Raw genomic sequence first — 25,913 nt, forward strand, 5'->3', positions numbered from 1 at the left:
GAGATCCTCCTACAAAACTTCTATTTAATCTTTCGATAGATTTTCTCGACGCGGTCCAATGTCTCATAAGCTTCGCTATAATTCGTAAAGTGTATGGACTCTTTGGCGCCCAGGACGAGAATACCGAAATGGCTTAGACTCTCGTGAAACAATCCGTGCACGTGATCCCGCAGCTGGTCATTAAAATAGATCATGACATTCCGGCAAAAAATCACGTTAAACTCGTTAAAGGAACGGTCCGTTGCCAAGTTGTGCTCGGCAAATATCATGTTTTTCTTCAAGAACGGCTGAAAAATAACCGAGTTGTACTTCGCGGTATAGTATTCGGAGAACGAGCGGGTACCGCCCGCCTCCAAGTAATTCTTCGTATATTGCTTCATGCGTTTGATATCGAATACGCCTTCCTTGGCCTGCTGGAGCGAACGCGAATTCATGTCCGTCGCATAAATCCGGGATTTTTCATACAGTCCCTCTTCATGAAGCAAAATGGCCATGGAATACACTTCTTCTCCGGTTGAGCAGCCTGCATGCCAAATCCGTATATACGGATACGTACGAAGCAATGGAACCACCGACTGCCTGAATGTCAAGAATAGTGTCGGATCCCTGAACATTTCCGTAACAGGAATCGACAAATTATATATGAGCCGCTCAAAACATGAACGGTCGTGCAGTACTTTGTCTTGGAGGGCAGAAATCGTGGAAACACCCTCTGCATGAACATGATGCCAGATTCTCCGCCTCAACGAAGGAATGGCGTAATTTCGAAAATCGTAACCATAGAATCGATGAATGCCATCCAAAAGAAGTTCGATCTCGATCTGTTCCAGTTCACGCTCGCTATTCTCTGTCAACAACAGTTGTTCTGATTCCATATGGTCACTAGATGACATTACGCTTGCACCGCTTTCCGAGTGTTTATTTGCTACTTGTACTTTACCCACAAAAGCGGCTTACGAATACAACCAAACCCTCATTAGGGAAAGAAGTTGCTCTGTCTGAATCGGCTTCTTCATATAATCGGAAGCACCCGCTTCAATGCATTTCGCGCGGTCCTCTTTCATGGCTTTGGCCGTCAGGGCAATAATCGGCAATTTGTCGAATTCCGGCATTTCGCGTAAACGGCGCATCGCCTCATAACCGTCCATCTCCGGCATCATCATATCCATTAACACCAGATCGAAATCCGGATTCTGCTGAAGGAGCTCGATCGCTTCCCGGCCGTTCTCGGCAAAGGTCACTTCCATATTGTATCCCTCCAGCACGCTGGAGAGGGCAAACACGTTGCGGATATCGTCATCCACAAGCAGAATTTTCTTGCCTTCAAACAGTTCTTCCTTGTTGTGCAGCTTCTGCAGAATTTTACGTTTGTCCTCCGGCAAATCGGCCTCAACCCGATGCAGGAACAGCGTCGTTTCATCCAAAAGCCGTTCCGGGGACTTCACGTCCTTAATGATGATCGACTCCGCATATTTGCGAAGCTGCATCTCTTCCTTCGAATCCAAATCCTTGCCGGTGTAAATAATAATAGGCAGATCCACCAGGTTCTCGTCATCGCGAATCTGGTCAAGCAGTTCAAAGCCTGTCATATCCGTCAGCATCAGATCAAGCACCATGCAATCATAGCGCTGCTTACGCAGCTCGCTGAGCGCCTCGGCGCCTGTGGATGCCGCCGTAATCGACACATCGTCATGGCCGATCAATTCGATAATGGAATTCCGCTGAATATCGTCATCCTCGACAATCAAGAGATGTTTCATCGATTTTTCCGCATAGGATTGGATATGCGTAAACGCGTCCTCCAGCGCTTCCCGGCTTGAAGGTTTCTTCAGGTAAGCGATCGCTCCCATCATTAAGCCTTGCTTCACTTCATCCACAACGGAGATGACATGCACCGGAATATGGCGGGTAACCGCAGAGCTCTTCAGCTCGCCCATGACGGACCAGCCGTCGATTACCGGGAGCTGGATATCCAGAATGATGGCATCCGGTCTGTACGACTTGGCCATCTCCAGTCCGATGTCACCCTGCAGTGCGACCAAAGCCTTGAAGCCGCGGCCTCTGGCCATATCGAGCAGGATTCTGGCAAACTTCACGTCATCCTCAATGATGAGCAGCACTTTATCCGTCGGCCCGAGCTGGTTACGATCATCGTCTACCTGTATGGCAGGCTGAACCTCTTTCGTAACCATCTTGGCTTTCGGTACGATCAGAGCGCTCTCCGGCGGTGCCTCCATCGCTGCGGCCGCTTCCTTCGCACCGTCCGCCACTTCTGGATGGCTTGCCGGCAGGAAGAGGGTGAAGCAGCTTCCTTTGCCTTCCTCCGATTCAACCGTAATGCCCCCGCCCAACAGGCGGGATAGCTCGCGGCTGATGGAAAGGCCAAGCCCGGTTCCGCCGTATTTGCGGCTAGTAGTACCGTCCACCTGCTGGAAGGCTTCAAAGATCAGATCCGTTTTGTCTGCCGGAATGCCGATTCCGGTATCTTTGACAGCGAAGGCCATATAGTCCGATTCGGCATTTAGGTAAACCGGAAGCTTGTCCTTGTCGGCCTTCTCGACCTGCAGCTCGACAGAGCCGCTATTCGTAAACTTGAAAGCATTCGATAACAGGTTGCGCAGAATTTGCTTGACGCGATGACTGTCCGTCACGATGCTTTGCGGGATATCCTCTTCAATGTGAACGCCCAAATTGATATGCTTGCGCGATGCCACCGCGGCGAAATTCTGCTCCACGAAGGCTTCGATATCCGGAAGCTGGACGTCTTCATAGTTGATTTCCATTTTCCCGGCGTCCACTTTCGATAAGTCGAGAATTTCATCAATCATTTTGAGCAGGTCGGAGCCCGACATGTAAATCGTCTGTGCATATTCAATCTGCTTGGAGCTTAGGTTCCCATCCTTGTTCTCAGACAGCAGCTGCGACAATATCAGCAGGCTGTTAAGAGGGGTGCGCAGCTCGTGGGACATGTTCGCCATGAACTCCGACTTGTATTTGGTTGTAATCGAGAGCTGCTTCGCTTGCTGCTCGAGCTGTACTCGCGCCTTCTCGATTTCATCGTTCTTCTCTTCCACTTCCTGCACTTGTTCCTCAAGCGCACGCGTCTTGGCAACAAGCTCGGTATTGTAGTGCTCCAGCTCTTCCTGCTGGCGCTGCAGCAGGTCCTCGGAACGCTTGAGGGCATTGGTCTGCTCCTCCAGATTCTCGTTGGTACGGCGAAGCTCTTCCTGCTGCGTCTGGAGCTCTTCCGATTGAACCTGAAGCTCTTCGGTCATGGCCTGGGATTCGCGCAGCAGCTGCTCGACCCGCAGTCGGCCTGTGATATTGTTCAGAATAATGCCGAGGGACTGGCTTAGCTGAGACATCAGCTGCTCCTGCAAAGATGTCGTTTCCTCGAACGAAGCCAACTCGACGACGCCCAGCACTTCATTCTCGAACAGAATCGGGTAGATCATGATAGACACCGGCTTGGATGAACCCCAGGCGGATTCCACCTTCATATAGTCCTCAGGAGCGCCTTTCAGGACGACCGGCTTCTTATCGAGCGCCGCCTGGCCTACAAGCCCTTCCCCGATCATGAACGCAACCTTCGGCTCTTCTCCGCCTTCATGGGCATAGGAGCCCTTCATCTCCAATTTGTTCGGATGTTTGTCTTCCTGACGGATATAGATGGCTCCGTAATGAGCTCCCAAGATCGGCGTGAATTCGCTGATGAACCGCTGGCCGACCTCTTCCAGGGAATTGATTCCTTCCAGCAGCTCGGTGACTCTGGCCATGTTAGAGTTCAGCCAGGATTGATCACGCTGCGCCTGGAGATAGGTCTCCTCGATGCGCTGCTTCTCGATGATGTCTTCGGACAAGTCTTTGAATACTCGAGCTACGTCCCCAAACTCGTCCTTGGACGTAACCTTGATACGGCGTATGGCCTTCAGCCTGCCTTCGCCGAAGCTCTTCAGCATCATGGAGACCACGTTGATGCCCCGGGTTATGCTTGGGAGAATCCATAGAATGACCAGCATTCCGATAAGAAGCCCGCCGGCCATGATGTAGATGAATATTTGCACGGAGCGGTCGTAAGCGGCTTTCGCTGCGGCTATATCATCATTGATCTTCTGATTCTCGTAGCTGCTAAGCTCGTTCAGGCTGATCAGCATCTCCTCCTGGACCGATTGCCCGGTGGAATTACGGAGTGCGTTGGCCCCATCTGCGTCGCTGGTAGAGAGCAGTTCCAGCGTCTTGTTCTGATACACGATATATTCGTTAACCGCACGCTCGATCCGGACCAGCAATTGCTGTTCCTCTGCGGTATTTACGCTTTCCTTGATGGCCCTAAAATACTCCTCCGTCTGCGCCGTCATCGTCTCGATTTCCTGTTTGGACACCGTATACGTAGACGGATCATTGCTCAGGATCATATTCGTAAGTTCGCGCGCCATATTGTTGACTTCTCCGCGCATGCCGCTGGAGTTCCGCACCTTCTGGTATCGCTCCTGATAGATTTGGTCCATCTGGTTGTTCATATAACTGATCCGGTCGTACCCGATCAGGGTCAATACCAGCATAAGCGCCAGTAATGTTGTAAACCCAATGACTAACTTGCTCTTAAGCTTCATTGATTGGTTTCCTCTCCTTTTTTAAGAGATATCCAAACCAGGCATTTATCGTCCTCTCGCTCCTGCGATGGATCATCCACAAAATACTGTTCCTTCATTTCGTCTTCTCTCCAATGGTGAGGGCCGCCCAAATGCGTCTTCAGGTAATCCAGTTTCTCGTCATGTCCGCCCTCTACCAATTCGAGCAGGCCATCCGTATACATAACCAAATGACCTTCGCCTTCATAATGAAAGCTTCTTGGCTCCATGTCCTCGATCCGGTCGAACAAGCCAACCGGGCAGCAACCTTGATCCAGCGTCATGACCTCGCCGTCCTCCTTGAAGAACAGAGCCGGGGGATGTCCTGCGTTGACATAGTCCACCCGCTTCAAACGAGTGTCCACGACAAGATAGATGGCCGTAAAATAGTACTGAATCAGCTGTTCGCCCAGGTTCAACTGATTGAATCTGCGATTCAATTCTTGAACCACCTTCTCCGGTTCGACATAAGTCGTCACCGTATCCTTCAGCACCGAAGCGATGAACATGCAAAACAGGGACGAAGTAATCCCGTGTCCCATCATATCCAGCAGAATCACGCCATAACGTCCGTCGCCTAGCGGAAACCATGCATACAAATCTCCCGCAAGCTCTGCCGAGGGCTGGTACAGCGCATGAATCTCCAGCTGTTCATCTTCGATGGGCGAGCTTAACACGGCATTCTGAACCATGGCCGCAAGCTTCAATTCCGCCTGGACCCGCTGTTCCCTTTCAATATGCCAGTCTTTCTCGTGCTTCAACCGAAGCGCGAGGCGTATCCGCGCCATCAGCTCCACCTTGTTGATCGGTTTCGTGACGTAATCGACGGCACCGGCATCCAGCGCTTCCGCCAGCTTCTTCGAATCTCCGACGGCGGTGACCATAATGATCGGTATATCTTTCAAATGCTCGTATTGCTGAACAATACGGCAAGCTTCTATTCCATCCATCTCAGGCATCATCATATCGAGCAGCACCAAATCGATAGCCGCCCTACGGGGATTCGGATCATGGCTGCGATCGCCGATCCCCAGGTGTTCCAGCATTTCCAGGGCTGAAGATGCAGATAGTGTATTTTGATAATTTTCCTTCTTCAAGATTTCTCGAATAATAATGACGTTAGTCGGATTGTCATCTACGATTAATATTCTCATTGCCCTCTCCTTTAACGTTACGGCTTATGCGGCAGAAATCCTTTTCCTACTATTATACTATAATAACCCTATGATCATTTGCCATAGAAAAAGGTTCTCAAGCTTGAATCTTCCACTTTTAATAGATATATGGAACATTCTTTTAAAACATAGATAAGGAATGAGACGTCAATAGTCTCATTCCTTATCTATGTTTTAAGTCCTATAACTCCTATGTCGAATCAGCGCCAGGCTGAACGTTCAATGCTTCCTCAATCCTTCTTAGCTATCACGAGCACTTTGCCAAGGTCCAATTGTTTCTCGTAAAATCCCGCCTCGGCTTCGGTAAAGCCAAGCGATACGATTTTGGCACGCAGCTCATCCCCGCGGGACCGGAACAGATTCGCCAGGGCATCAAACACGCCTTCTTCCTTAATGCCTACATTATTGGCATCGGCTGCTTCCACAATCCGGCTCGTCTTGTCCGAATCATGGGCCAATACATAAATGTGATCCAGATCGTAACCGGACTGCCGTAGATTCTGAACCTCCTGAACCGCTTGCGTCCCGTTTTCCACGACTTTGGCATATGACTTCGTATTGGTGAATTCCATTGTGAAAACCTCCCCTAATAGTGTTAAACCTCAATTTAGGTTATAGTCCATTGGTTATTAACCGTAATTCTCAAGGTTGAAACAAATTTATTCACTATAATCGAAAAATAAATCGACGCCTTCGATTTCACCGGTATCCCGGTCAATGTATACCTTAAGCGCATGATGGTTCTCAAGGTATACATCTCCGTCCTCCGCCTTAAAATACGGCTTACCCAGGGATGACCGGACATGATCGGTCGACATGCCTATATGCTGGCCTTCAACCTGAAAGGACTCGGCAGAGGGCTTGACATGAACATATTCCGTGTAGCCGTTACGGACTCCAACTTCCATATCTTTATAAAGAAGCTTAGTGGTCCCGCTTAGGCCATCCTGTTCGATTCGTGCAGGCGTTCCCAGCTTGCGGACAATATCACGCTTGGTATCCGCAAGCGATATCCCGTTTAACGTCCCATAGCCCTCTGAAGAGTTGTCGCCGGTGTGTGCTTGTCCAACATCCGCAGCGGCATGAACTACAGGCGCTTGCCATATCTCGGCAGCAGGCTGCTGCGCTGCCACAGCACCTCCACCTCCGGAGTAAACCATGAGCCCGACCATCAACAGTGCGACATTCCACATGCGACCTCCTCCTTTCATCATCTTGCCGTGTTATACCCTGGCTTGGCTTAAACCTGTTATCTGGCTTTTTGACGACGGAAACTGTTCCACAGGCCAACTGCCGTGTCCACGTAGGACAGCCAGTTCCGGCTGCGGGACTTTTCTTCCGCTTCCGTCTTCTGATAGACGGCGTCATACGACTGGAACGTGCGATCTTGTGCCGTCAAAGGCACTTCCATGCGGGCGGGCTGCTCTTTCTTCTGCTCTATCCGGGATTGCTTAAAGCGGCTAACCATGCCGGCGGATATTTGCTTCACCGCATAAGTGACTTCGCTTAAAGCTTCTCCCAGGTTTTTGACGGTATCCATAACCGGATCAATTTGTTTCATCTTATGCTGAACATCCACCGTAATATCGTTCGTATTTCGAATGGTCTGCTTCACTTCATAACTCAATTCGTCGACCGTCTTTTGTACTTCCTGAAGCGTTTGTGTTACCTTTTCGAGCGATTGCGTGGCCGCCTTCAATGTCTTGATCAAGAAGAATACGAGAACCGCAAATGCCACGGCAATAATGGCAACACTGATTTGAGTTAGCATACGTTGTCCCTCGCTTTCAAGTTATGTTTGGTTTCGGATACGCAATAGTTACCCTATCCCCCACCTCACGAAACAAAGGGTTCCTTGCCATCCATGCCACTGTTCTCCAGCTTGTTTCATCCCCTGCCGCCCCGGTTAAAGAACACTACGAAGGGCGCTGCGGCAACGCCGATGGCCCCTACCGATCTTCAAATTGGATAAGAGCTCCTTACTTGGAGCAGCATGCGATGACATGCTATATATCCAATAAAATCGATGAAGAAAGCAGGGTGAATATGATGTTAAAATGGTCCGTAATTTTTCTGGTGGTTGCACTGATTGCAGGGATCTTCGGCTTCTTCGGCATCGTTGAGGCTGCAGCCAGTATCGCGAAGGTTCTGTTCTTCGTCTTCGTTGTCCTGTTTGTGATCTCTCTCTTTACCGGACGCAGACGAAGTATGTGACGGCGTCACATGTTGTTAAAGCCCGTGCATTGAATATACACATAGGAACGTGAAAAAGGGTGTCCCTCCGTTGTTACACGGATGGGACACCCTTTTTATGGCGTGCTTGAATTTGAGGCGGCTTAAGCGTTCGTTGCTGCAGCCTCCCGGCTTCCGGCTGCCTTCGGCTCTTCCGCCGGCTTCGTCTTCTTGATGAAGAAAGCCAGAATCAAGGAAACCACGCTGATCCAGGTGGCAATAACAAAGGCATAGTTAATGCCATAAATCGTTGCTTCGTTGCCCAGCTTAAGCAGGTCGGCCTGATTCTTCGGATCGAACAGGCCCGACTGCATCAAGGCTTCTCCTCGGCTCTCCGCCTGGGTGGACATGACGGTAACGAGAATCGCGGTTCCGATCGAGCCGGAAACCATGCGGAGTGTATTCGACATGGCCGTACCATGGGCGTTCAAGCTCCGCGGCAGCTGATTCAATCCCGCGGTCTGAATCGGCATCATGAGCATCGACATACCGAACATGCGGGCCGTATAGATGATCATGATCTGGCCGTAAGACATCGTTTCGGTCAGATTACTGAACTCCCACGTCGTAATGACCGTAATCGCCAGACCGATAACAGCCAGCCATCTTGCGCCAACCTTATCGAATATCGCGCCCGTGATGGGTGACATAATTCCCATTAGAATCGCGCCGGGAAGCATGAGCAGACCGGATTCCACCGGCGTAAACCCGCGAATCTGCTGCAGATAAATCGGCAGCAGGATCATCCCGGCATACATCGCCATCGTGACGATGACATTGATCAAGGTCGTTAACGTAAACATGTTGTACTTAAATATACGGAATTCCAGCATCGGATTGTCGGCCTTCATTTCCCGCCATACAAACAGGATGAGGGCAACCGTGCCGACCGCAAGGGTCGTCACGACCGGCGTGCTGGACCAGCCGTCGTTCCCGGCGTCACTGAAGCCGTAGAGCAAGCCGCCGAAGCCAAGGGTAGACAAAATGATGGCGATCATGTCCAGCTTGGGCCGGCTGACCTCTGTCACGTTTTTAAGGAAGAAGACACCGATTAACGTAGCGATAACGGAGAAAGGCAGTATCATGTAGAACAGCACCCGCCAATCGTAATGCTCCACGATATATCCGGAAAGCGTAGGACCGATCGCAGGAGCAAAAATCATGGCGATCCCCATCATCCCCATGGCTTTACCGCGGTTCTCGATAGGGAAAATGTTCAGAAATACGACGGTCATAAGCGGCATGAGAATTCCTGCACCCGCTGCCTGAACGAGGCGTCCGGTTAGAAGGAATGCGAAGTTAGGGCTGATGGCACACAGCAAGGTGCCGATCGTAAACAGCGTCATGGCGCTGATGAACAGCTGCCTGGTCGAGAATCGCGCTATCAGGTAGGCGGTAACGGGAATCAGCACTCCGTTCACCAGCATAAAGCCTGTGGTCAGCCACTGGGCTACCGTCGGTTTGATGCTTAAATTTTCCATGATGCTCGGCAGAGCAACATTCATCAAAGTCTGGTTAAGAATGGCGACAAAAGCGCCAATCATTAATGCGGCAATGATGGGGCCTTTCTTGACAGGCTCGCCGGGGCGAGCAGCAGTATGGGTATTCATCGGAAGCTTTCACTCTCTTTCTAAGTAAGTTCGTCCATATCAATAGCATGTTTGTTCTATGTGGACAGCTGACCTTGGATATACTCAACATTCGTCAAAATTTTGCGGTACAGGGAACTCAACTGCCTAACCTCTTCATCTGTTAGAAAACCATATAACAAATCGCTCAGTTCGGCGCGTTTATTGGCCAACTGCTCGATCAGCTCCCACCCGAGCGGCGTAATCTCCAGATGGATGACCCTGCGGTCGGTTGTATCCCTTACGCGGCGCGCGAATCCGCCTTCGATCAATTTATCGGATATGCCCGTGACCGCGCCGCACGTCACATGAATGGAATCCGCCAAGTCAGACAATCTCAAAGCACCCTGTTCGTGGAGCTTCTCCAAGGCGGTGTACTGAGTTCTCCCAAGCTTAGGGAACCCCTCCTTCTGCCATTCATTCTGCACAGTCCGAAGCATCTTCTTAAATAGCATCTCCAACTCCAGAATTTCATTCCGCATGGACATGTATTTTTTTACACTCCTTTAATGGTCCAGCACTCCTTCAATAGAGACACCCTCTCCTTCGCCTCTAAATACTTTAGTACTAAAACATTTATTTCTAAACATTTACTGATTATAGTGGGGGATCATTTCAGTGTCAATGTTTACATATATATTTTTTTCATAATTATTTTCTGAAAATAATGCTTTATCATGAAAGAAAATGCAAAAAGACCCAGACATCGTTTCCTTGTCTGAGTCTTTAGCCGATTCTCTTGCTTTACTTAAACAACGAAGGAATCGACATCCAATCCATCGTAAAGTTCAATTCCAGGCCATCGGACAGAAACTTAACATTCTTCACGGTTACCAAATCCGGCAAATAGTCCTTCAGCGAAATTTGAATGGGGTCAAGCCGGAACACATTCAGCGGAATCTCAACGCCACGAATCGTTGTCGATTCATGCGCCAGGTGAAGATAGCTTCCCTCGGCTGACATCTGGAAGCGCAGGACGGCTCCAAACGGCAATACGCCCCATTTTCCGTTCATGCGGGCTGTCATGGTGGTACCGTTCATTACGAAATCGGCTCCGGTTATATCGACGCCAAGGTCATGCGTGCTCATATATTTTACCATGTTCTTCTTGCTGAGTTCCCCGACTTCCTCCGTGCTTAGTTTCATGCGGGTATCCCGGTTCGACACCATGGTCATCAATTTGTCCTTGAAATCAACGGATCGATAGCGCATGTCCAGGGATTGCGTAGGATAAACAAACCAGACTGCCGCACCGATGATCACAAGCAACAAGACAAGTATTCCCAATAGGAATCGCCCGGTTCGTTTCTTTCGGCGTACCATCCAAAGATCCCTCCTCCCAAAGGATTTCCCTGCTGGAGCAGGGCTTTTCCCATCCCCAAAGTATATAGGAATCCTGGAAACTTGTCACGATTTGAGAATTGTACCCAACTTTCTTGGTTCAAAACATCCAAATGGTGGTTATTACGATATTGTCAAATACTACTTCGGTCCCAAGGAGGAATCATTCCATGAAAAAAACGCTAAGCATTACTGCAGCCCTAGCACTCACCCTGTCCCTAACCGCCGTAGCAAGCGCGGATCCGATTAACGGTACGGTATCCAACACTTCAGGACCGGCTCCGATCTCGGTGGAAGACCCGATCATCAAACCTGAAGAAGTCGTGATCGTACCGACGCCGATGATTGAGCTTACAAGCAAAACTTACTTCTACAACGCTCCAAACGGCGAAAAGCTTGGTGCCCTGGCTCCGCAAAAGCTCGACACCACCGGCAATCGTTACGATGTCATGCTTGGCGGGGAATGGGTTGAAGTATATACATGGCTCGGTAAAGCTTGGATTTATGTAGAGTAATCGTGTATGGCTATCGGGCTTCATGATCCTTCATGCACCCCGGCATGTTAAATGGCAGGTCAAGAGAATCTTGGCCTGCCATTTGTATACCTGCACATTCGGTATCCCTTAGGAGGATCCCTTAGGCTCCACATGAATATGGACGCTCATAATATTATGAATCTTCTCCATCTGCTCTTCGATTCGGTCACTGATCTGATGCCCCTCCAAAACGCTGATATCCGGGTCTACCTCGATGACGACGTCCACCAATACATGATTGCCGTGGATTCGGGCTTTCATATCCTTGATTCCCTCGACACCGGGCGTACGGGCAATCGTGCTGCGCAAATCCGACAAACGGTTTTCATCAAAGCCGTCGGTGAGGCTATAGGTACAATCCCTGAATATTTCCCAAGCCGTTTTGCAAATAATGACGCCAACCGCTACGGCCGCCACGGTATCCAGCCAGGGCAGGCCGAATTGTGCGCCGATGATGCCGACAGCGGCCCCAACGCTGACGAGCGCATCGGACAAGTTATCCTTGGCCGCTGCCATCAGCGCCTGGTTATCGATGCGCCTCGCAAGGTTCCGATTGTAACGATATACGCCCAGCATCGCAACGGCACAGATGCCGGCTACGCCGGCAGACCATAAATTCGGCACTTCCTTGGAGCCTTCAAAAAAAGAACGGACGGCTTCAACCAGCACTTGGATGCCCACGACCGCCATGATGAAGGAGGCCACCAGCGCCGCGATCGTCTCCGCCCTCAAGTGTCCGTACGCATGATCGGAATCCGGCGGCTTCTGGGAAATCCGCAGCCCGATCAATACGGCGAGCGATGCCACGATATCCGTCAGGTTGTTGAAACCGTCGGCGAGCAAAGCACTGGATGCAAACAAGTATCCGCAGAATATTTTAAACGATGACAATACGAGGTAGGCCGCAATGCTGATCCAGGCCCCTCGCTCCCCTTGTTTGATGTTATCATAGGCATTCACTATACGCGTCTCTCCTTTGCTTGCTCCGTGCAGACTTCAAGCGATATCCATCATTATCCATATTTAATCCTAGCAAAGGTCTTTCGTGTGGGTCTAGAGAAACATAATTGCTTCGGTCAAAGAACCATGGACGTAGAAAATGGTATTAATCATTGTTACCCTTGCCGGACGATTTAAAAACGAATAAAATGAGGACAAGCGAACATAAAGAGGAGGGTGATTTCTATGCCCGAGAATAATGAGCCACGCAAAGTGAATTTGGCTGATGCGATCAAGCAAAAGCTGGAACAAAAGAAACAGCAAAATACATCCGCGAACAAGCCGGGGCAATTCCAAGCCGGTTCAGCGCAAAAAATGAAAAGCCAAAACAACAAAAAGCCAAACAACCAGCGTCGTCGTACCGGCGGTTCGTAAAGAGCCGATCCGTACCGCACGCCAAAAAAATGCTGCATCTCCCATACCCGGGAGGTGCAGCATTTTTAATGAAAAGGCGGGATGACAGCTTATCGCCATCATCCCGCCGCTTAATTTTTAAACTTCAACCGGGTACATGCTTTCGCGAAGCCCCTTGATCTCTTCACTCTCCAGATACTCGTCATAACTCATGCTGCGGTCGATGATGCCGTTAGGCGTAATCTCGATAATCCGGTTGGCAATCGTCTGAATGAACTGATGGTCATGCGAGGTGAACAGAATCGTTCCGTCGAAATCGATCAAGCCGTTGTTGAGCGCCGTGATGGACTCCAGATCCAAGTGGTTCGTCGGCTCATCGAAGATCAGCACGTTCGCGCCGTTCAGCATCATTTTGGCCAGCATGCAGCGAACCTTCTCGCCTCCGGACAATACGCTCGCTTTCTTCAGCGCTTCCTCGCCCGAGAACAGCATGCGGCCAAGGAATCCGCGCAGGAACGTTTCGTCCTGATCCTTGGAATATTGGCGCAGCCATTCCACGAGATTCAGGTCGACTCCGTCGAAATAAGCCGAATTGTCTTTCGGGAAATATGCTTGGGTCGTGGTTACGCCCCAACTGTATTCGCCGGCTTCCGCTTCGGTTTCGCCGGTGATGACCTGGAACAAGGTCGTTTTCGGCAAGCCGTTTGGCCCGACAAACGCAATTTTGTCACCTTTATTCACGACAAAACTCACGTTGTCCAGCACTTTCTCGCCTTCCACGCTCTTCGTCAAGCTGTCCACGGTCAGCAATTGTTTGCCGGCTTCGCGTTCAGGCTTGAAGTTGAGGAACGGATATTTACGGTTGGATGGACGGATATCGTCCAGCGTAATTTTATCGAGCTGCTTCTTCCGGGATGTCGCTTGCTTCGATTTCGAAGCATTCGCGGAGAAGCGCTGAATGAAGGCTTGAAGCTCCTTGATCTTCTCTTCCTTCTTCTTGTTGGATTCGCGCTGGAGCGCGAGGGCCAGCTGGCTGGATTCATACCAGAAGTCGTAGTTGCCGACATACAGCTGGATTTTGCCGAAATCGATATCCGCAATATGCGTACATACCTTGTTCAGGAAGTGACGGTCATGGGATACCACGATAACGGTGCCTTCATAATCCATCAGGAAGTTCTCGAGCCACTGAATCGATTCGAGGTCCAAATGGTTGGTAGGCTCATCGAGCAGCAGGTTATGCGGCCGGCCGAACAATGCTTGGGCCAAGAGAACGCGGACCTTCTCGTTGCCGCTCAGCTCCGACATTTTCTTGTCGTGCAGCTCACGCGGAATGCCGAGGCCGATCAGGAGCGCAGCCGCATCCGGCTCGGCATCCCATCCGTTCAGCTCGGCGAATTCGCCTTCCAGCTCACCCGCACGCATGCCGTCTTCTTCGGAGAAGTCGGCTTTTGCATACAGCGCATCCTTCTCTTTCATGATGGTATACAGTCTGGCATGACCCATGATGACCGTCTCCAGAACCGGATACTGGTCATATTCATAGTGGTTCTGCTTCAGAACCGCCATCCGTTCGTTGGGAGTCATATGAACCTCGCCTGAGTTCGGTTCGATCTCGCCGGAGAGGATTTTTAGAAATGTAGACTTACCCGCCCCGTTAGCGCCGATGAGGCCGTAGCAGTTGCCCGGGGTGAATTTTATATTGACATCTTCAAATAGTGCTCGTTTGCCATAGCGGAGCGTTACGCCGCTTGTACTGATCATTAAGCATTACCATCCTTTATCACTATTGGTTTCAGCACATTATAGCATAAGTACGGCGGTTATCGAAGCTTCTGGACGATATAAAACGGTTTTAAACAAATATAACCTCCTGCATGGGCCATTTCATGCTGACCAGCCACAGGAGGCCGACGATCAAAGATTATCTTTTTCCAAGTTTCATAGAACCGAAGCGTTTCTATTAATTTAGAAGAAACCAGTCGGACCGGATCCGCTGTCTTACCATAGACTTCACCGGGAATCGATTGACGATCCCGTGCAGTTGGCTAAGAAAAACGCTGCTGCCGCAAGAGCGGTCGGCATTTGGCCCAAAACGATGACGATTAGAAGGAACTAATAAATGGGCCCGAAAGGTTATAGGACCTTTCGGACCTTTTTAGGCAGTCTGTAGTGTGTATGCCGATCGGAATCGCTTCTTGGGTTTCCGTTACGAAGTCACGCTTCTTCGTTCCGGCTGAACCTTGAAGGTTTCCCCGTACTTCAAGACGCGAATCCGCTCCTTGGCAATCCCGAGCCGCTTTCGTTCCGCTTCCATCCGGTCCAGCGCTTCCCTGGCCGTATCATCGGCCAGCTTGAAGGTCCCGTAATGCATCGGAATCATCGTCTCCGCCTTCACGTCCTGAAACGCCTGCAGCGCCTCTTCCGGATTGACGTGCTGCGACGTCATGAACCACTCCGGCTCGTATGCCCCGATCGGCATCAAAGCGAGGTGAATGTTGAACCGTTCGCCGATCAGCTTAAAACCCTCGAAATAACCGCTGTCTCCGGCAAAATACAAATTCGGCGGAAGCAGTCGGGTACCGTCCTCTGCGACGGGTTCGTTATTGCATGGCGATTCATCGGAAGAACTCGAATCCGTCTTTCCATCCTGCAGCACGGGCTCCATCACGAATCCTCCCCAATGGGACGTATTCGTATCAAACGGTGTCCGCCGCGTCCAATGCTGTGTCGGCACGAAGGAGAATTTCACGCCTTTTATGGCAACCGATTCCCACCACTGCAGTTCGATCACGCGGCGAAAGCCTTTATTGATCATTTTCCGACGCAGACCAACCGGTACAATGATGGTGGTATCCGCACGGTACAGCTTACGGATCGAGGAAACATGCATATGGTCATAGTGGGAATGCGATATCAAAATGACATCGATCGGGGGGATCTCATGAATGGGAAGTCCAGGTTCCCCAAGGCGCTTATTAAACCCCATTCTCCGCGCCCATACGGGATCAGTCACAATATTCATGCCTTCGTATTGAATGAAGAACGTGGCGTGCCCGATCCAGGTAACGGAGGTTTCGTGCCGGTTGCTATGCAAATACTGAAGATCCGGCGTCAGGTTCGGAATGCAGTAGGAATAATCCTTCTTCTTCTGACGACGTTCGTCGCGCCACTGCTTGAACTGTTTAAGCGTTTTGTCCGTGCTGACGTTATCGATATTGTTATAGCGAATTCTTGGCATGCAGCCTCCTCCTTCCATTACCCTGTATTTTACCCGTATTGAGCTATCCGCTCAACTTTGCGCTTTGTTGTTCTTTTTACACCGAATGATTCTTGGCGAAACAGCCCGGATTTATTTTGTCCATCCCTCAATCCGAAGGGTCTTTATACTTGACGACGTAAATCGCCATAAAGGCTACGGCAGCCAGTACCGTGAGCAGCGGTGCTATGAAAATGCCGAAGTCCTCCACTTGCCTCACCCCTTCTTCGCGGATTTGCCGCGAATGTAGTTCGCATCGAACAGAAACAATCGCATCAGCAGGATCAGGGAAGGCACCAGCACGCAGAAGCCGAGAATAAACGCGGTAATCAAAGCGATGGCCATCGTATCGTTGGTGATGCTCTCATGAATGTGGATGTAATCATAGAGAATGTACGGCAGATGCGAGCGACCATATCCGTACCAGGCAAAAGCGAATTGAAGCATGACCATGATAAATGCGATGCCAAGGCGGGTGCGTTTCCACACGAGGTATACCGCGATCACAAAGCAGACGAACGACGCGATAAACATCCAGGCGATATCCAGCATTTGCCCAAAATGGACCGGATTCTGATGGTTGATCTGGAAAAACGCGAAAACCGAAGCCAGGATCGTCGGCCCGCTCCACCCCAGTGCATAACCCCGGACCACGCCGAACGCCACCTCATCCCCGGCACGCTGCGCGTAATAGGACAGGAACATCGCCGAGATGTACAGAACGCTGACAAGGGCTAGCAGAATGACCGACCACGTGTACGGATTCGTGAAGAACGTGTACCAGTGAAGCTCCACCTTCCCGCCGTCCATATAGATGATGCCGCCTTCGGAGATGGCCAATATCGTCGACAAGGCGGCAGGAATGAGCAGCCCCGTCGCTCCGTATAGTCCCATGTATACGATATTGTTGCCCGTCTGGCTGCCATACGTATGATAGGCGTAGTAAGCGCCTCGGATGGCAAGCAGCACTAGCGCCAAGCTGCCTGGGACAAGCAGCGCGGTACCATAATAATACGCGGCATCGGGAAAGAATCCGACGAGCCCGACCACAAAAAAGATCAGGAACACATTGGTCACTTCCCAAACGGGGGACAGGTATCGCTGGATGATATTGTGGATCTTGTTCTCATGTCCGGTAAGCACGCTATAGAAGCTGAAGAATCCGGCACCGAAATCAATCGAGGCCACCAGCAAATAGCCGAACAGGAACGTCCATAGAACGGTTATGGCTACCATGGCATAGCTCACTTGCGGTCTCCTCCTTCGATTTCGAGTCCCAGCAGCCGGATTTCCTCTTCCGCGCTTTTATTCCGGAACAATTGGCTCAGCACGCGGATTGCGGATACGGACAAGACCAAATACAGTAGAATAAACAGCACCAGCATCCAGCCGACGCTCGATGAAGTGGTCGCCGCATCCGATACCTTCATATAGCCCCGCACAATCCACGGCTGCCTTCCGATCTCGGCAAGGAACCAGCCCAGCCATATGGCTGACATCGATAAAGGCCCTAAAGCCAATATACTGAGCAGCAGCCACTTTGGGTAAGGCTTTTTGCCAGGAAGTTTCCTTCGGAACATATACAGGAGAGGAATCAGAACGATCACGGCACCGCTGGTCACCTTCAAATCAAAAAAATAATGCACGGACATCGGCGGTCTCTCGTTCTCCGGAAATTCATTCAGGCCGATGACCTCCGTACTGGGGCTGTTCCCTGCCAGTATGCTAAGCGCGTACGGAATCTTTAACGCATACTTGATTTCGTTATTCTCATCCAGAAAGCCACCGTAAATGAGCGGGGCTTCGGTCATCGTCTCAAAATGCCACTCGGCGGCCGCCAGTTTCTCGGGCTGGTATTTGGCCAGGAATTTGCCGGAAAAGTCTCCGATCATCACGGTGGCCACGGCAAACACAAAGGTGGAAATGACGGTAAGCTTCAGCGCTTTCTTAAAATAGACGTGCCTGCTTCCCCGAAGTAAGCTGAAAGCCGCGATGCTGGCCAGCGCCGCTGCGCTTGTCGTAAACGCCGACGCCAGCACATGGCTCACCTTGGTCGGCGTCGCCGGATTGAACATGGCCACGAACGGATTCACGTTCGTAAACACCCCGTCCACCAGCTCAAAGCCCTGCGGCTGGTTCATAAATGCATTCATGCTCGTGATAAAGAATGCAGAAGCGGAGGAGCCGATCGCCACGGGAATTAGCAGCAGCAAGTGGGTCCATTTGTTTTTGAACCGATCCCACGTATAGAGATAAATGCCAAGAAAGATCGCCTCCACAAAAAAAGCGAAGGTTTCCATGAACAGCGGCAGCGCAATGGCCTTACCGGCTACGCGCATAAAGGTGGGCCACAGCAGGCTGAGCTGCAAGCCGATGGCGGTTCCTGTCACGACGCCGACAGCTACGGTAATCACGTATCCCCGCGCCCAGCGCCTGGCGAGCAAGGTATAATGGTCGTCCCCCGTCCGGATCCCCCTCCACTCCGCCAGAGCCAGCATAATGGGAATCCCGACGCCGATGGTTGCCAGAACAATATGTACAAACAGGGTCAGTCCGGTCAGTATCCGGCTCATCAGTACTGGATCCAGTGATGACATCAGGTTCACTCCTCGGGTGTGTTATCCAAAATGATGCATGTAGCGCAAATATCCTTTCACGGCCCCGTACAGCATAATGGCCGCCACGATAAAACATAGAATCGCAAGCTTTTTCTCCTGCTTCCTGTACATCGACAGCCTAGCCTCCCTTATGTATTTCGGACTTCCTGTGCAAGGGGTGCCGCCCTTCGCCGTAATTCTTTGAAAAACATGAATGAATTCCATCCAACATTATCAGTTTTACAAACCCTTCCTCTTTTTATCCAAAGTCCGGTCAATTTGTTGGAATCCTGTGCATGATGTTTTTTCCGGCATGGAAAAGAGGTACAATAAGAGGATAAGGAGGCGATAAAAACCCATGAAAATTACATTCATTGAACCAACCCCGAGCCCGAACTCCATGATGCTTCATCTTGACGAAACCCTGGAGTCCGGTATTCGCAGAACATATACACTAGACAACGAACGGTCGGCTCCTCCCTGGATCAGGCAGCTGCTCCATATCCCTGGCGTAAAGAGCGTGTTCCACACCCTCGATTTCATCGCGCTCGACCGTAAAGGCAACGCCGATTGGCCTTCCATTCTGGGCGCCGTTCAGGAAATATTCGGCCAGGAGGGACTCGCCGCCGGACTCAAGGAAGGCGCTGATGATATCGCATTTGGGGAAGCCCAAGTGTTCGTGCAATATTTCCGCAATATTCCGATGCAAATTCGTGTCAAAAGCGGGAATCAGGAAGAACGTATCGGTCTGTCGGAGCGCTTCTCCCAAGCCGTAGCCGCGGTAGGGACTTCCTCGCTTATCAAGGAACGCAAGCTCAAGGAGTACGGCGTACGCTACGGCCAGCTGGAAGACATCGCCCGTGACGTGGAGCAGGAGCTGGAAGCCGCATTCCCGCAGGAGCGCCTCGATAAGGTCATTGCCCAGGCGATTGCCCACGGTGCCAGCGACGAGGATTTCGTCGAGCAGCGCCGGAAGCTGACGGACGAGGAAACCGAGGCCGCGATGCAGGATGAGGACTGGCGCGTACGTTATGCCGCGCTGGATGCGCTGGAGCCGACGGAGAAACACATTCCGCTGCTTCGCAAAGCGCTTCGGGATCCGAAGATGCAGATCCGACGGCTCGTCGTCGTGTACTTGGGCGACCTTCGGACGCCTGAAGCGATGGAGCTCCTGTATGAAGCCATGCGCGACGAAACGCCGGCCGTTCGCCGTACCGCTGGAGATACCTTGTCCGATATCGGCGATGCCGCCGCTACCCCGGTCATGGTCGAATCGCTCAAAGACAGCAGCAAGATCGTTCGCTGGCGTGCAGCCCGCTTCCTATACGAAGTCGGTACGGAGGAAGCGCGTTCCGCCCTTGAAGAAGCCGCCAACGATCCGGAATTCGAAGTAAGCCTGCAGGCACGAATGGCGCTGGAGCGCATCGAATCCGGCGAAGAAGCTGCCGGAACCGTCTGGCAGCAAATGGCTAAACGGAATCAATCGTAATCGCTCGGCGGAAACCGCCTTGAACCGTAAAAATTAACCATTGCTTCTGACATGGAATGTGATTTATACTTAGGACTCTCTTGTTAGAATTGAATATACAGATAGCCTCATCATTCCAAGATGAGGTAGAGGTTGCAGACATGATCAGTAGTTGTGCCGAGGCAAAGAGAAGCCGGTGAAGCACAGTGAAAGGCATGAATGCCGAAGTGCAGGGTATCCTCTTGTATCCTGTGCTGGGGCCGTTGTCGAAAGAGACGGAACTGTCACGGGGGATTTCCTCGTGTTGTGCTATCTTCATGGAGGGTATGATGCGGATACGATCAAGACCGCAGGTATAGGACCTGCGGTCTTTTTGTTCTAACAGGGTATATTTTAAATATCATTTCTTAATGTATAGAAGGAGTGTTCGACCTTGAATCGCAAAAAAGCACCGGCTGCTTCGCTTAAGCAGAGCTTTAAAGCCCGTCATATGACGATGATCGCCCTTGGCGGATCAATCGGTACGGGCCTGTTCCTGGCAAGCGGAACGGCCATCGCCTCTGCCGGTCCGGGCGGAGCGCTTATCGCGTATGCCGCCGTAGGCCTCATGGTTTACTTTCTGATGACCAGCCTGGGCGAACTCGCTACGTATCTTCCGGATTCCGGCTCATTCAGCACCTACGCCTCCCGGTTTGTCAGTCCCGCCTTCGGATTTGCCGTCGGCTGGAACTTCTGGTACAACTGGGCCGTTACCATTGCCGCCGAACTCGCGGCGGCGACGGTTATAATCAAGTTCTGGTTCCCGGACAGCCCGTCATTTCTGTGGAGCCTTCTGTTCCTGGCGATTATGTTCGGCTTAAACATTCTATCCGCCAAAGGATACGGCGAATCGGAATATTGGTTTGCTATCATTAAAGTAGCGACCGTCATTGTATTTCTTATCATCGGCGTTATGATGATTTTCGGCATTCTTGGCGGCGAAGCGGTCGGATTCAGCAACTTTAGCCTAGGCGACGGGCCGGTACACGGCGGATTCTTTGCGCTGGTCGGCGTGTTTATGGCTGCAGGCTTCTCCTTTCAGGGAACCGAGCTGATCGGGGTAGCCGCTGGCGAAAGCGAGAATCCGAGAAAACATGTGCCCAAAGCCATTCGTCAGGTTTTCTGGCGTATCCTGATCTTCTATATTTTCGCCATTTTTGTTATCGGCATGCTGATCCCGTACACCCATCCGAGCTTGCTTCAATCCGGGGTCGACAATATCGGTGTCAGCCCATTCACCCTGGTGTTTGAGAAAGCCGGCCTTGCGTTTGCGGCTTCCGTAATGAATGCGGTCATTCTCAGCTCCGTGCTGTCTGCCGGCAACTCCGGGATGTATGCCTCGACCCGCGTCCTGTATGCCATGGCGAAGCAGGGCATGGCTCCGAAATGGCTGAGCCGCCTGAACAGCCGCGGCGTGCCGGTTGCAGCCCTGATCGTAACCTCCGCCGTGGGCATGCTGGCGTTCCTGGCCTCCTTCTTCGGCGATGGCGTCGTTTACGTGTGGCTTCTGAACGCCTCCGGGATGTGCGGATTCATTAACTGGCTGGCGATTGCGGTGAGTCATTACCGCTTCCGTAAAGCCTACGTTGCCCAAGGCAAGGACCTGAAGGATCTTCCTTTCCGTGCGCGCTGGTTCCCCTTCGGCCCCATCTTCGCTTTCCTGCTCTGTCTCGTGGCCATTATCGGTCAAGGCAATTTCAGCGGGGAGATCGACTGGTTAACGATCATTGCCACGTATGTCAGCATTCCGTTGTTCCTCTCCATCTGGTTCGGCTACCGCTTGATTAAGAAGAGCCGCATCGTGCCTTTGGATGAGTGCGATTTGAGCACGGATGCCAAATCATAATAAAGACGAATATGCAAAAAAACAGCTTCCTCCCGTTGTTGGGAGGAAGCTGTTTTTCATTTGGCACGGACACCTACCATATGATCTGCACTCTAAGATCACCCGTGTTTTCAAAAGCATTGTGATAATATTTGATGGACCCCAGATTGTTCTTTAACTGAAGCTGCTGGAGCACGCTCACAAGCTCTCGCTCGCTGCCGTCAAACCGGAATACCAGCTTGCGGCTGCCTTCCGCCTTCGCTGCCTTCACCAGCGGCTGAAGCTGAAGGTGGGAGCTGACGATGGCGCGGGCATCGTACAGCTGATACTCCAGATCCTTCTTAATCGCTTCGTATGCTCCCGCTTTCGAACGATCCTTCGCGGCCAGCCCGGCCAGCGTGTTGCGGTAAAGCGTATTCGCCTTCGGATAGGATTTCACCCAGGTATGATCCCGGCCCATCTGCTCATCCGTTCGGAGGTAATACGTGTAGGATACCTCGTTGTCACGATCAGGAACGGGATCGTTCCACGTCGTGTCCAGGTGGTACCATTTGCCGTCCAAAAGGACCAGATTCCAGGCATGGAGCTGGCCTTGTGGATTGTCGGAGGCGTAAGCCGTACCCTCCACGATTTTGTTCTGAATCCCGGCTTCCTTCAGCAGCTTATGCGTTAATAGAGAATAACCTTGGCATACCGTGCTCCCCGTGTAAAGCCCGTCATAGGCCGTATATTTCGTAAGCGTCGTATCGTATTTCAAGTTGCGGACAACCCAATCATGGATGGCTTTCACCTTCTCATGATCATTCATGCCCGGCTTGATGATCTGCTTCAAAATGCGGTCGGTATGCTGGTTCACGTAGTTCGTCTGCTCCGCGGTCTCGCGATAGCTCAACCGGACGGTAACATTGGCGGAACTGGATGTTCCACGATAGTCGTAGCTATAGCTGGCAATGGTGTAATGGATATAAGGATCACTGGCCATCGCCTGATCAAGTGCGTCTTTTAGCTGCGATTTCAGCGATTTGGTCTCGCCCTGGTAAACAAAACGCACCGTCGATTGCCTGTCGCTCATCGCTGTCAGCAGTTTCTGCTGTATCGCATGGACCGACTTCACGACCGCTTTGTTGGAAGTGGCATAGACATCACTGAGATTAGCTGGTTCTGGTACTGCTGCAACGGTTACCGCCAAAGTCCCTATGAACAGTAATTTAACGATCGTTCCTCGGCTTCGTTTCATCGGTACACCCGCCCTTCATCTTCCTCATCCGTATGCACCATCATTGTAACACATAACATCAGGGCTTAAGGGTTCTAGTTTTGTCGACCGGGCACGAATATTAAATACTACCAATAAAATGAGGACAAGAAGGAATCGCTTCGCCCCGCCAGCTTCGACATGCGGACCAGAACCTCAGCCGCTTCCGCGCGCGTCACTTCGCGATTAGGCAGGAACTTGCCATCCACCGCCGGAAGAAGTCCCAGCTTGAGCGCGATCAGGGCTGCGCCTTTGTTCGTCACGGCGTCGGCATCGGATATCCCCTGCACATCGGTTGGAAGAATAAAGGCTTTGGACAGCTTCTCGTAATTCAAAATCCGGGTCAGCGAGCTTGCCAGTTCATCCCTGGTCAGCTTACGGTCCAGCTGCAGCGGGCTGTCCGGGTCATACGGAATCCAATTCTGCCCGATCAGCACTTGGATGGCCTGGTAATACGGATGGTCCGGCTGCAGGCCCGCGTACGGATCCATGGTGGATCTTCCGTACACCTGCTCGTAGGACGGGCTAACCGAAGCCGCTACCAGCTGATACCATTCGCCAAGGGTGATCTGACGATCCGGGTACACCTTGCCGTCCTTGTCCGGAACCAATACCCGATATTTCACCAGCTCCTTCAGAGCCGCTTCGGCTGAATGCCCTGCCGCGTCAGTCACTGGCGGAATATCCTTGCGGTTCATTTCCGGCATGATATCGCGCCATTCTCCGCTCTTGGCATCGAGCGGTACCTGCATGCCGCCTAAAGCCTGCTGTTTATGTGTCGGATAATAAATCAGCTTGATGAAAGGCTTGGTGATTTCATTATTGGCAGACAGGTAACCACCGTAATAGCCGTATTTCAGCTTCAGGTCGATCTCCTTCAAATACTGCGCTCTAGCCTGCTCCTCGGTAATGGCCGGCTTTACGTCCGTTGGCAGCTTGGAGAGGACGCCTTCCGAATTCACGCTAAAGCCCTGGATTTGCCCGTTGGCCTCAATCGTGAGGTTCAGGGAATCGCCCATGACGCGAATATCGCCGACATAGCGCTGGAATGAAAATTGATAGTTGAGGGTTTTCGTGTCCTTACCCATTTTATCAACCGATGTCAGCTTCCATTCCTCGGAAGCGTTGGGCACCAGCTTGCTTACCGTCTTGAAAGCAAGATCCTGCGCAGCCTGCTGCGAAATCGGGTTCTTCACTTCCGCAGTTTCGGTCCGGTCATAACGATATCGGTTGTACGAGTAGATCTGTCCGGTCTTGGCGTCCACCTCTGCGGATACCATCTCTCCTCCGCCCATGGCGGAGATCGCATGTTCGCCCCATCTGATGTTCCACGTCTTAACCTCTTTGTTGTTCCATCTTGTACCCAGACTCTTGGATTCTGTCTTCAAGCCTGACGGCAGCTTGATCTGCGACTCCACCCATCGGGCTGCCGCATCACCGCCGGCGAATGGACCCGCGACCGGCTTAAAGGTTTCTTCGGTTGCCGGAATCGTGCCGTCCTCAACGGAGACAAGCCCGCTCTCTTCCCCCGTGAAACTGATGAATTTGCCGGTATTGGCATCCATTGAATAACCTGACAGATCATTAGGTATGTAACCTAAAAAATATTCGCCTTTGGCATTGTTATATAAATTTTCCGGCACATAAGCCAAGGATACTTGGAATTGATCTTCAAACAATTTGCGGATCGAGGCCTCGTTCAATTTCGGCGTGGATGAAGGAAACTCCTCACTGACTTGATTGCGGGAATATTGAATCGTATTGCCCTGTCCATCCAGCGTGATCGTAATGCTGTTCACATCCGATTCAATTCCGTTCACCGAGGTCTGGAAATAGAAATCAAACCGGGGCGGACTGAACAAAGCAGCTTGCATACCGAGATACGCTTCATTCTCCTTAAGCTCGCTTGCCTTCACGTCCGACACGTGGGTGCTGATCCATTTCAGCGCCTTCTCCTTGGCTGCTTCCCGGGTTAACGCCGGTTTGTCGCTATCCTGCTTCAACAAAGAGTTAGGGAGATAGATATGAATAAGTTCACCCGTAACCGCATTGACCTGGGCATTGAAGCCGGAGCTTGAGTTCCCTTTGGTCAGCACCAATTGCAGATCCCATGCAAGCGCACTTGATCTCATGTCGTCATTCTCCAGGAACTGCACGTTCGACACCTTTACATTCTTGAGTTCAGGAAAAGCCTTCTTCACGATTTCTTCCGCCTGTTTGGACGAAATTTTTGCACCCTTCGGTATTTCGTTATCCGTAACGCTTTCGGAACCGGCTTGACCACTGCTGTCGACGGAAGTTACCGTTTCGGATACAGCGACTCCGCTGCCCGGAACGGAATTATCCCCCCATACCGGCTGCGCCAAACAAAGCATGGCCGTAGCCGTAACCGCACAAACGGTCTTTTTTACCCTTACTTTCTTCTTCCCCGATGGATTCACTTGATTCGCTCCCTTCCATTTCTTGAACCTAACCATGCATTACTTACACACGATGCTATCCTCAACAAGTGCCTGTACACGGCAGCAATGACATAACCAAGCTACCTAAATAATACCATAACTTGTCTATATA

Annotated in this window: 22 protein-coding genes and 1 riboswitch; of the genes, 5 read left to right on the forward strand and 17 right to left on the reverse strand. The window is 51.3% G+C overall.

The features are described from left to right. Window positions 1–20 precede the first annotated feature (20 nt). From P0X86_RS28610 to P0X86_RS28635, 6 genes are all read right to left on the reverse strand, one after another. Entirely contained in the window at window positions 21–875 is an 855-nt protein-coding gene (locus P0X86_RS28610; protein WP_374705909.1) for a CheR family methyltransferase, read from the reverse strand. A 78-nt stretch (window positions 876–953) separates the two neighbouring features. Next, window positions 954–4,613 carry a response regulator gene (locus tag P0X86_RS28615; RefSeq protein ID WP_277747055.1) on the reverse strand — a complete coding sequence of 1,220 codons (3,660 nt, stop codon included), beginning with the start codon at window positions 4,611–4,613 and terminating at the stop codon, window positions 954–956. Next, complete coding sequence (locus P0X86_RS28620; RefSeq protein WP_277747056.1) at window positions 4,610–5,785, reverse strand: PP2C family protein-serine/threonine phosphatase; 1,176 nt, start codon at window positions 5,783–5,785, stop codon at window positions 4,610–4,612. The genes P0X86_RS28615 and P0X86_RS28620 overlap by 4 nt, the downstream gene beginning before the upstream one ends. A gap of 251 nt (window positions 5,786–6,036) precedes the next feature. Next, entirely contained in the window at window positions 6,037–6,378 is a 342-nt protein-coding gene (locus P0X86_RS28625) for a YflT domain-containing protein (protein WP_009594092.1), read from the reverse strand. Window positions 6,379–6,465: 87 nt separating this feature from the next. After that, entirely contained in the window at window positions 6,466–6,999 is a 534-nt protein-coding gene (locus tag P0X86_RS28630) for a hypothetical protein (RefSeq protein WP_277747057.1), read from the reverse strand. 56 nt (window positions 7,000–7,055) lie between these two features. Further along, complete coding sequence (locus P0X86_RS28635) at window positions 7,056–7,577, reverse strand: DUF948 domain-containing protein (protein WP_036663863.1); 522 nt, start codon at window positions 7,575–7,577, stop codon at window positions 7,056–7,058. Window positions 7,578–7,855: 278 nt separating this feature from the next. On the opposite strand from P0X86_RS28635, the gene P0X86_RS28640 reads away from it, so the two are divergent. Continuing rightward, entirely contained in the window at window positions 7,856–8,020 is a 165-nt protein-coding gene (locus tag P0X86_RS28640; RefSeq protein ID WP_036663891.1) for a DUF1328 domain-containing protein, read from the forward strand. 122 nt (window positions 8,021–8,142) lie between these two features. Here P0X86_RS28640 and P0X86_RS28645 read toward each other — a convergent pair whose 3' ends face one another. The 3 genes from P0X86_RS28645 to P0X86_RS28655 form a co-directional block, all read right to left on the reverse strand. Next, window positions 8,143–9,648: a DHA2 family efflux MFS transporter permease subunit gene (locus P0X86_RS28645; protein WP_015737485.1), complete on the reverse strand. Its 1,506-nt coding sequence runs from the start codon at window positions 9,646–9,648 to the stop codon at window positions 8,143–8,145. A gap of 56 nt (window positions 9,649–9,704) precedes the next feature. Beyond that, entirely contained in the window at window positions 9,705–10,154 is a 450-nt protein-coding gene (locus P0X86_RS28650; RefSeq protein ID WP_277747058.1) for a MarR family transcriptional regulator, read from the reverse strand. Window positions 10,155–10,410: 256 nt separating this feature from the next. After that, window positions 10,411–10,989, reverse strand: a complete 579-nt coding sequence (locus P0X86_RS28655; RefSeq protein WP_192570559.1) for a hypothetical protein — start codon at window positions 10,987–10,989, stop codon at window positions 10,411–10,413. A gap of 188 nt (window positions 10,990–11,177) precedes the next feature. On the opposite strand from P0X86_RS28655, the gene P0X86_RS28660 reads away from it, so the two are divergent. Next, on the forward strand, window positions 11,178–11,522 hold the full coding sequence (locus tag P0X86_RS28660; protein ID WP_009594133.1) for a hypothetical protein: 345 nt from the start codon (window positions 11,178–11,180) through the stop codon (window positions 11,520–11,522). A gap of 108 nt (window positions 11,523–11,630) precedes the next feature. On the opposite strand, the gene P0X86_RS28665 is transcribed toward P0X86_RS28660, so the two are convergent. Further along, window positions 11,631–12,506, reverse strand: coding sequence for a cation diffusion facilitator family transporter (locus P0X86_RS28665; protein ID WP_036663860.1), 876 nt, complete (start codon window positions 12,504–12,506; stop codon window positions 11,631–11,633). Window positions 12,507–12,728: 222 nt separating this feature from the next. On the opposite strand from P0X86_RS28665, the gene P0X86_RS28670 reads away from it, so the two are divergent. After that, the gene (locus P0X86_RS28670; RefSeq protein ID WP_009594046.1) at window positions 12,729–12,917 is read left to right on the forward strand and encodes a hypothetical protein; all 189 of its coding nucleotides are present in this window, start codon (window positions 12,729–12,731) and stop codon (window positions 12,915–12,917) included. A gap of 117 nt (window positions 12,918–13,034) precedes the next feature. On the opposite strand, the gene P0X86_RS28675 is transcribed toward P0X86_RS28670, so the two are convergent. The 5 genes from P0X86_RS28675 to P0X86_RS28690 form a co-directional block, all read right to left on the reverse strand. Beyond that, window positions 13,035–14,660 carry an ABC-F family ATP-binding cassette domain-containing protein gene (locus P0X86_RS28675; protein ID WP_090913202.1) on the reverse strand — a complete coding sequence of 542 codons (1,626 nt, stop codon included), beginning with the start codon at window positions 14,658–14,660 and terminating at the stop codon, window positions 13,035–13,037. Between the two features lie 445 nt (window positions 14,661–15,105). Beyond that, a complete protein-coding gene (locus P0X86_RS28680; protein ID WP_096776941.1) occupies window positions 15,106–16,137 on the reverse strand; it encodes an MBL fold metallo-hydrolase in 1,032 nt (343 codons plus the stop codon). Between the two features lie 127 nt (window positions 16,138–16,264). After that, on the reverse strand, window positions 16,265–16,366 hold the full coding sequence (gene cydS / locus P0X86_RS33350) for a cytochrome bd oxidase small subunit CydS family protein (RefSeq protein WP_015737491.1): 102 nt from the start codon (window positions 16,364–16,366) through the stop codon (window positions 16,265–16,267). Window positions 16,367–16,371: 5 nt separating this feature from the next. Then, entirely contained in the window at window positions 16,372–17,403 is a 1,032-nt protein-coding gene (locus P0X86_RS28685; protein WP_192570556.1) for a cytochrome d ubiquinol oxidase subunit II, read from the reverse strand. Beyond that, window positions 17,400–18,752 (reverse strand): cytochrome ubiquinol oxidase subunit I, encoded by a 1,353-nt coding sequence (locus P0X86_RS28690; RefSeq protein ID WP_277747059.1) that lies wholly within the window; start codon window positions 18,750–18,752, stop codon window positions 17,400–17,402. The genes P0X86_RS28685 and P0X86_RS28690 overlap by 4 nt, the downstream gene beginning before the upstream one ends. Before the next feature lie 358 nt (window positions 18,753–19,110). On the opposite strand from P0X86_RS28690, the gene P0X86_RS28695 reads away from it, so the two are divergent. Together P0X86_RS28695 and P0X86_RS28700 are read left to right on the forward strand one after the other, a co-directional pair. After that, the gene (locus P0X86_RS28695) at window positions 19,111–20,241 is read left to right on the forward strand and encodes a virulence factor (protein ID WP_096776938.1); all 1,131 of its coding nucleotides are present in this window, start codon (window positions 19,111–19,113) and stop codon (window positions 20,239–20,241) included. A 118-nt stretch (window positions 20,242–20,359) separates the two neighbouring features. Continuing rightward, window positions 20,360–20,540: riboswitch (Lysine riboswitch) on the forward strand. Between the two features lie 113 nt (window positions 20,541–20,653). After that, window positions 20,654–22,105, forward strand: a complete 1,452-nt coding sequence (locus P0X86_RS28700) for an amino acid permease (RefSeq protein WP_015737496.1) — start codon at window positions 20,654–20,656, stop codon at window positions 22,103–22,105. A gap of 73 nt (window positions 22,106–22,178) precedes the next feature. Here P0X86_RS28700 and P0X86_RS28705 read toward each other — a convergent pair whose 3' ends face one another. Then, window positions 22,179–23,321 carry a transglutaminase domain-containing protein gene (locus P0X86_RS28705; protein WP_096776936.1) on the reverse strand — a complete coding sequence of 381 codons (1,143 nt, stop codon included), beginning with the start codon at window positions 23,319–23,321 and terminating at the stop codon, window positions 22,179–22,181. A gap of 107 nt (window positions 23,322–23,428) precedes the next feature. Continuing rightward, entirely contained in the window at window positions 23,429–25,780 is a 2,352-nt protein-coding gene (locus P0X86_RS28710) for a YcdB/YcdC domain-containing protein (RefSeq protein WP_277747060.1), read from the reverse strand. Window positions 25,781–25,913: the final 133 nt, after the last annotated feature.

The organism is Paenibacillus sp. BR1-192, assembly GCF_029542445.1.
GTDB lineage: Bacteria > Bacillota > Bacilli > Paenibacillales > Paenibacillaceae > Paenibacillus_AQ > Paenibacillus_AQ lautus_A.

Bases quoted from the DNA above. Each gene is read 5' to 3' on its own strand.
- P0X86_RS28680 (WP_096776941.1), bottom strand. From the start codon at position 16,137: ATGCCAAGAATTCGCTATAACAATATCGATAACGTCAGCACGGACAAA.
- P0X86_RS28640 (WP_036663891.1), top strand. From the start codon at position 7,856: ATGTTAAAATGGTCCGTAATTTTTCTGGTGGTTGCACTGATTGCAGGG.
- P0X86_RS28660 (WP_009594133.1), top strand. From the start codon at position 11,178: ATGAAAAAAACGCTAAGCATTACTGCAGCCCTAGCACTCACCCTGTCC.
- P0X86_RS28690 (WP_277747059.1), bottom strand. From the start codon at position 18,752: ATGTCATCACTGGATCCAGTACTGATGAGCCGGATACTGACCGGACTG.
- P0X86_RS28615 (WP_277747055.1), bottom strand. From the start codon at position 4,613: ATGAAGCTTAAGAGCAAGTTAGTCATTGGGTTTACAACATTACTGGCG.
- P0X86_RS28610 (WP_374705909.1), bottom strand. From the start codon at position 875: ATGGAATCAGAACAACTGTTGTTGACAGAGAATAGCGAGCGTGAACTG.
- P0X86_RS28630 (WP_277747057.1), bottom strand. From the start codon at position 6,999: ATGTGGAATGTCGCACTGTTGATGGTCGGGCTCATGGTTTACTCCGGA.
- P0X86_RS28705 (WP_096776936.1), bottom strand. From the start codon at position 23,321: ATGAAACGAAGCCGAGGAACGATCGTTAAATTACTGTTCATAGGGACT.
- P0X86_RS28620 (WP_277747056.1), bottom strand. From the start codon at position 5,785: ATGAGAATATTAATCGTAGATGACAATCCGACTAACGTCATTATTATT.
- P0X86_RS28670 (WP_009594046.1), top strand. From the start codon at position 12,729: ATGCCCGAGAATAATGAGCCACGCAAAGTGAATTTGGCTGATGCGATC.
- P0X86_RS28645 (WP_015737485.1), bottom strand. From the start codon at position 9,648: ATGAATACCCATACTGCTGCTCGCCCCGGCGAGCCTGTCAAGAAAGGC.
- P0X86_RS28655 (WP_192570559.1), bottom strand. From the start codon at position 10,989: ATGGTACGCCGAAAGAAACGAACCGGGCGATTCCTATTGGGAATACTT.
- P0X86_RS28675 (WP_090913202.1), bottom strand. From the start codon at position 14,660: ATGATCAGTACAAGCGGCGTAACGCTCCGCTATGGCAAACGAGCACTA.
- P0X86_RS28695 (WP_096776938.1), top strand. From the start codon at position 19,111: ATGAAAATTACATTCATTGAACCAACCCCGAGCCCGAACTCCATGATG.
- P0X86_RS28635 (WP_036663863.1), bottom strand. From the start codon at position 7,577: ATGCTAACTCAAATCAGTGTTGCCATTATTGCCGTGGCATTTGCGGTT.
- P0X86_RS28650 (WP_277747058.1), bottom strand. From the start codon at position 10,154: ATGTCCATGCGGAATGAAATTCTGGAGTTGGAGATGCTATTTAAGAAG.
- P0X86_RS28625 (WP_009594092.1), bottom strand. From the start codon at position 6,378: ATGGAATTCACCAATACGAAGTCATATGCCAAAGTCGTGGAAAACGGG.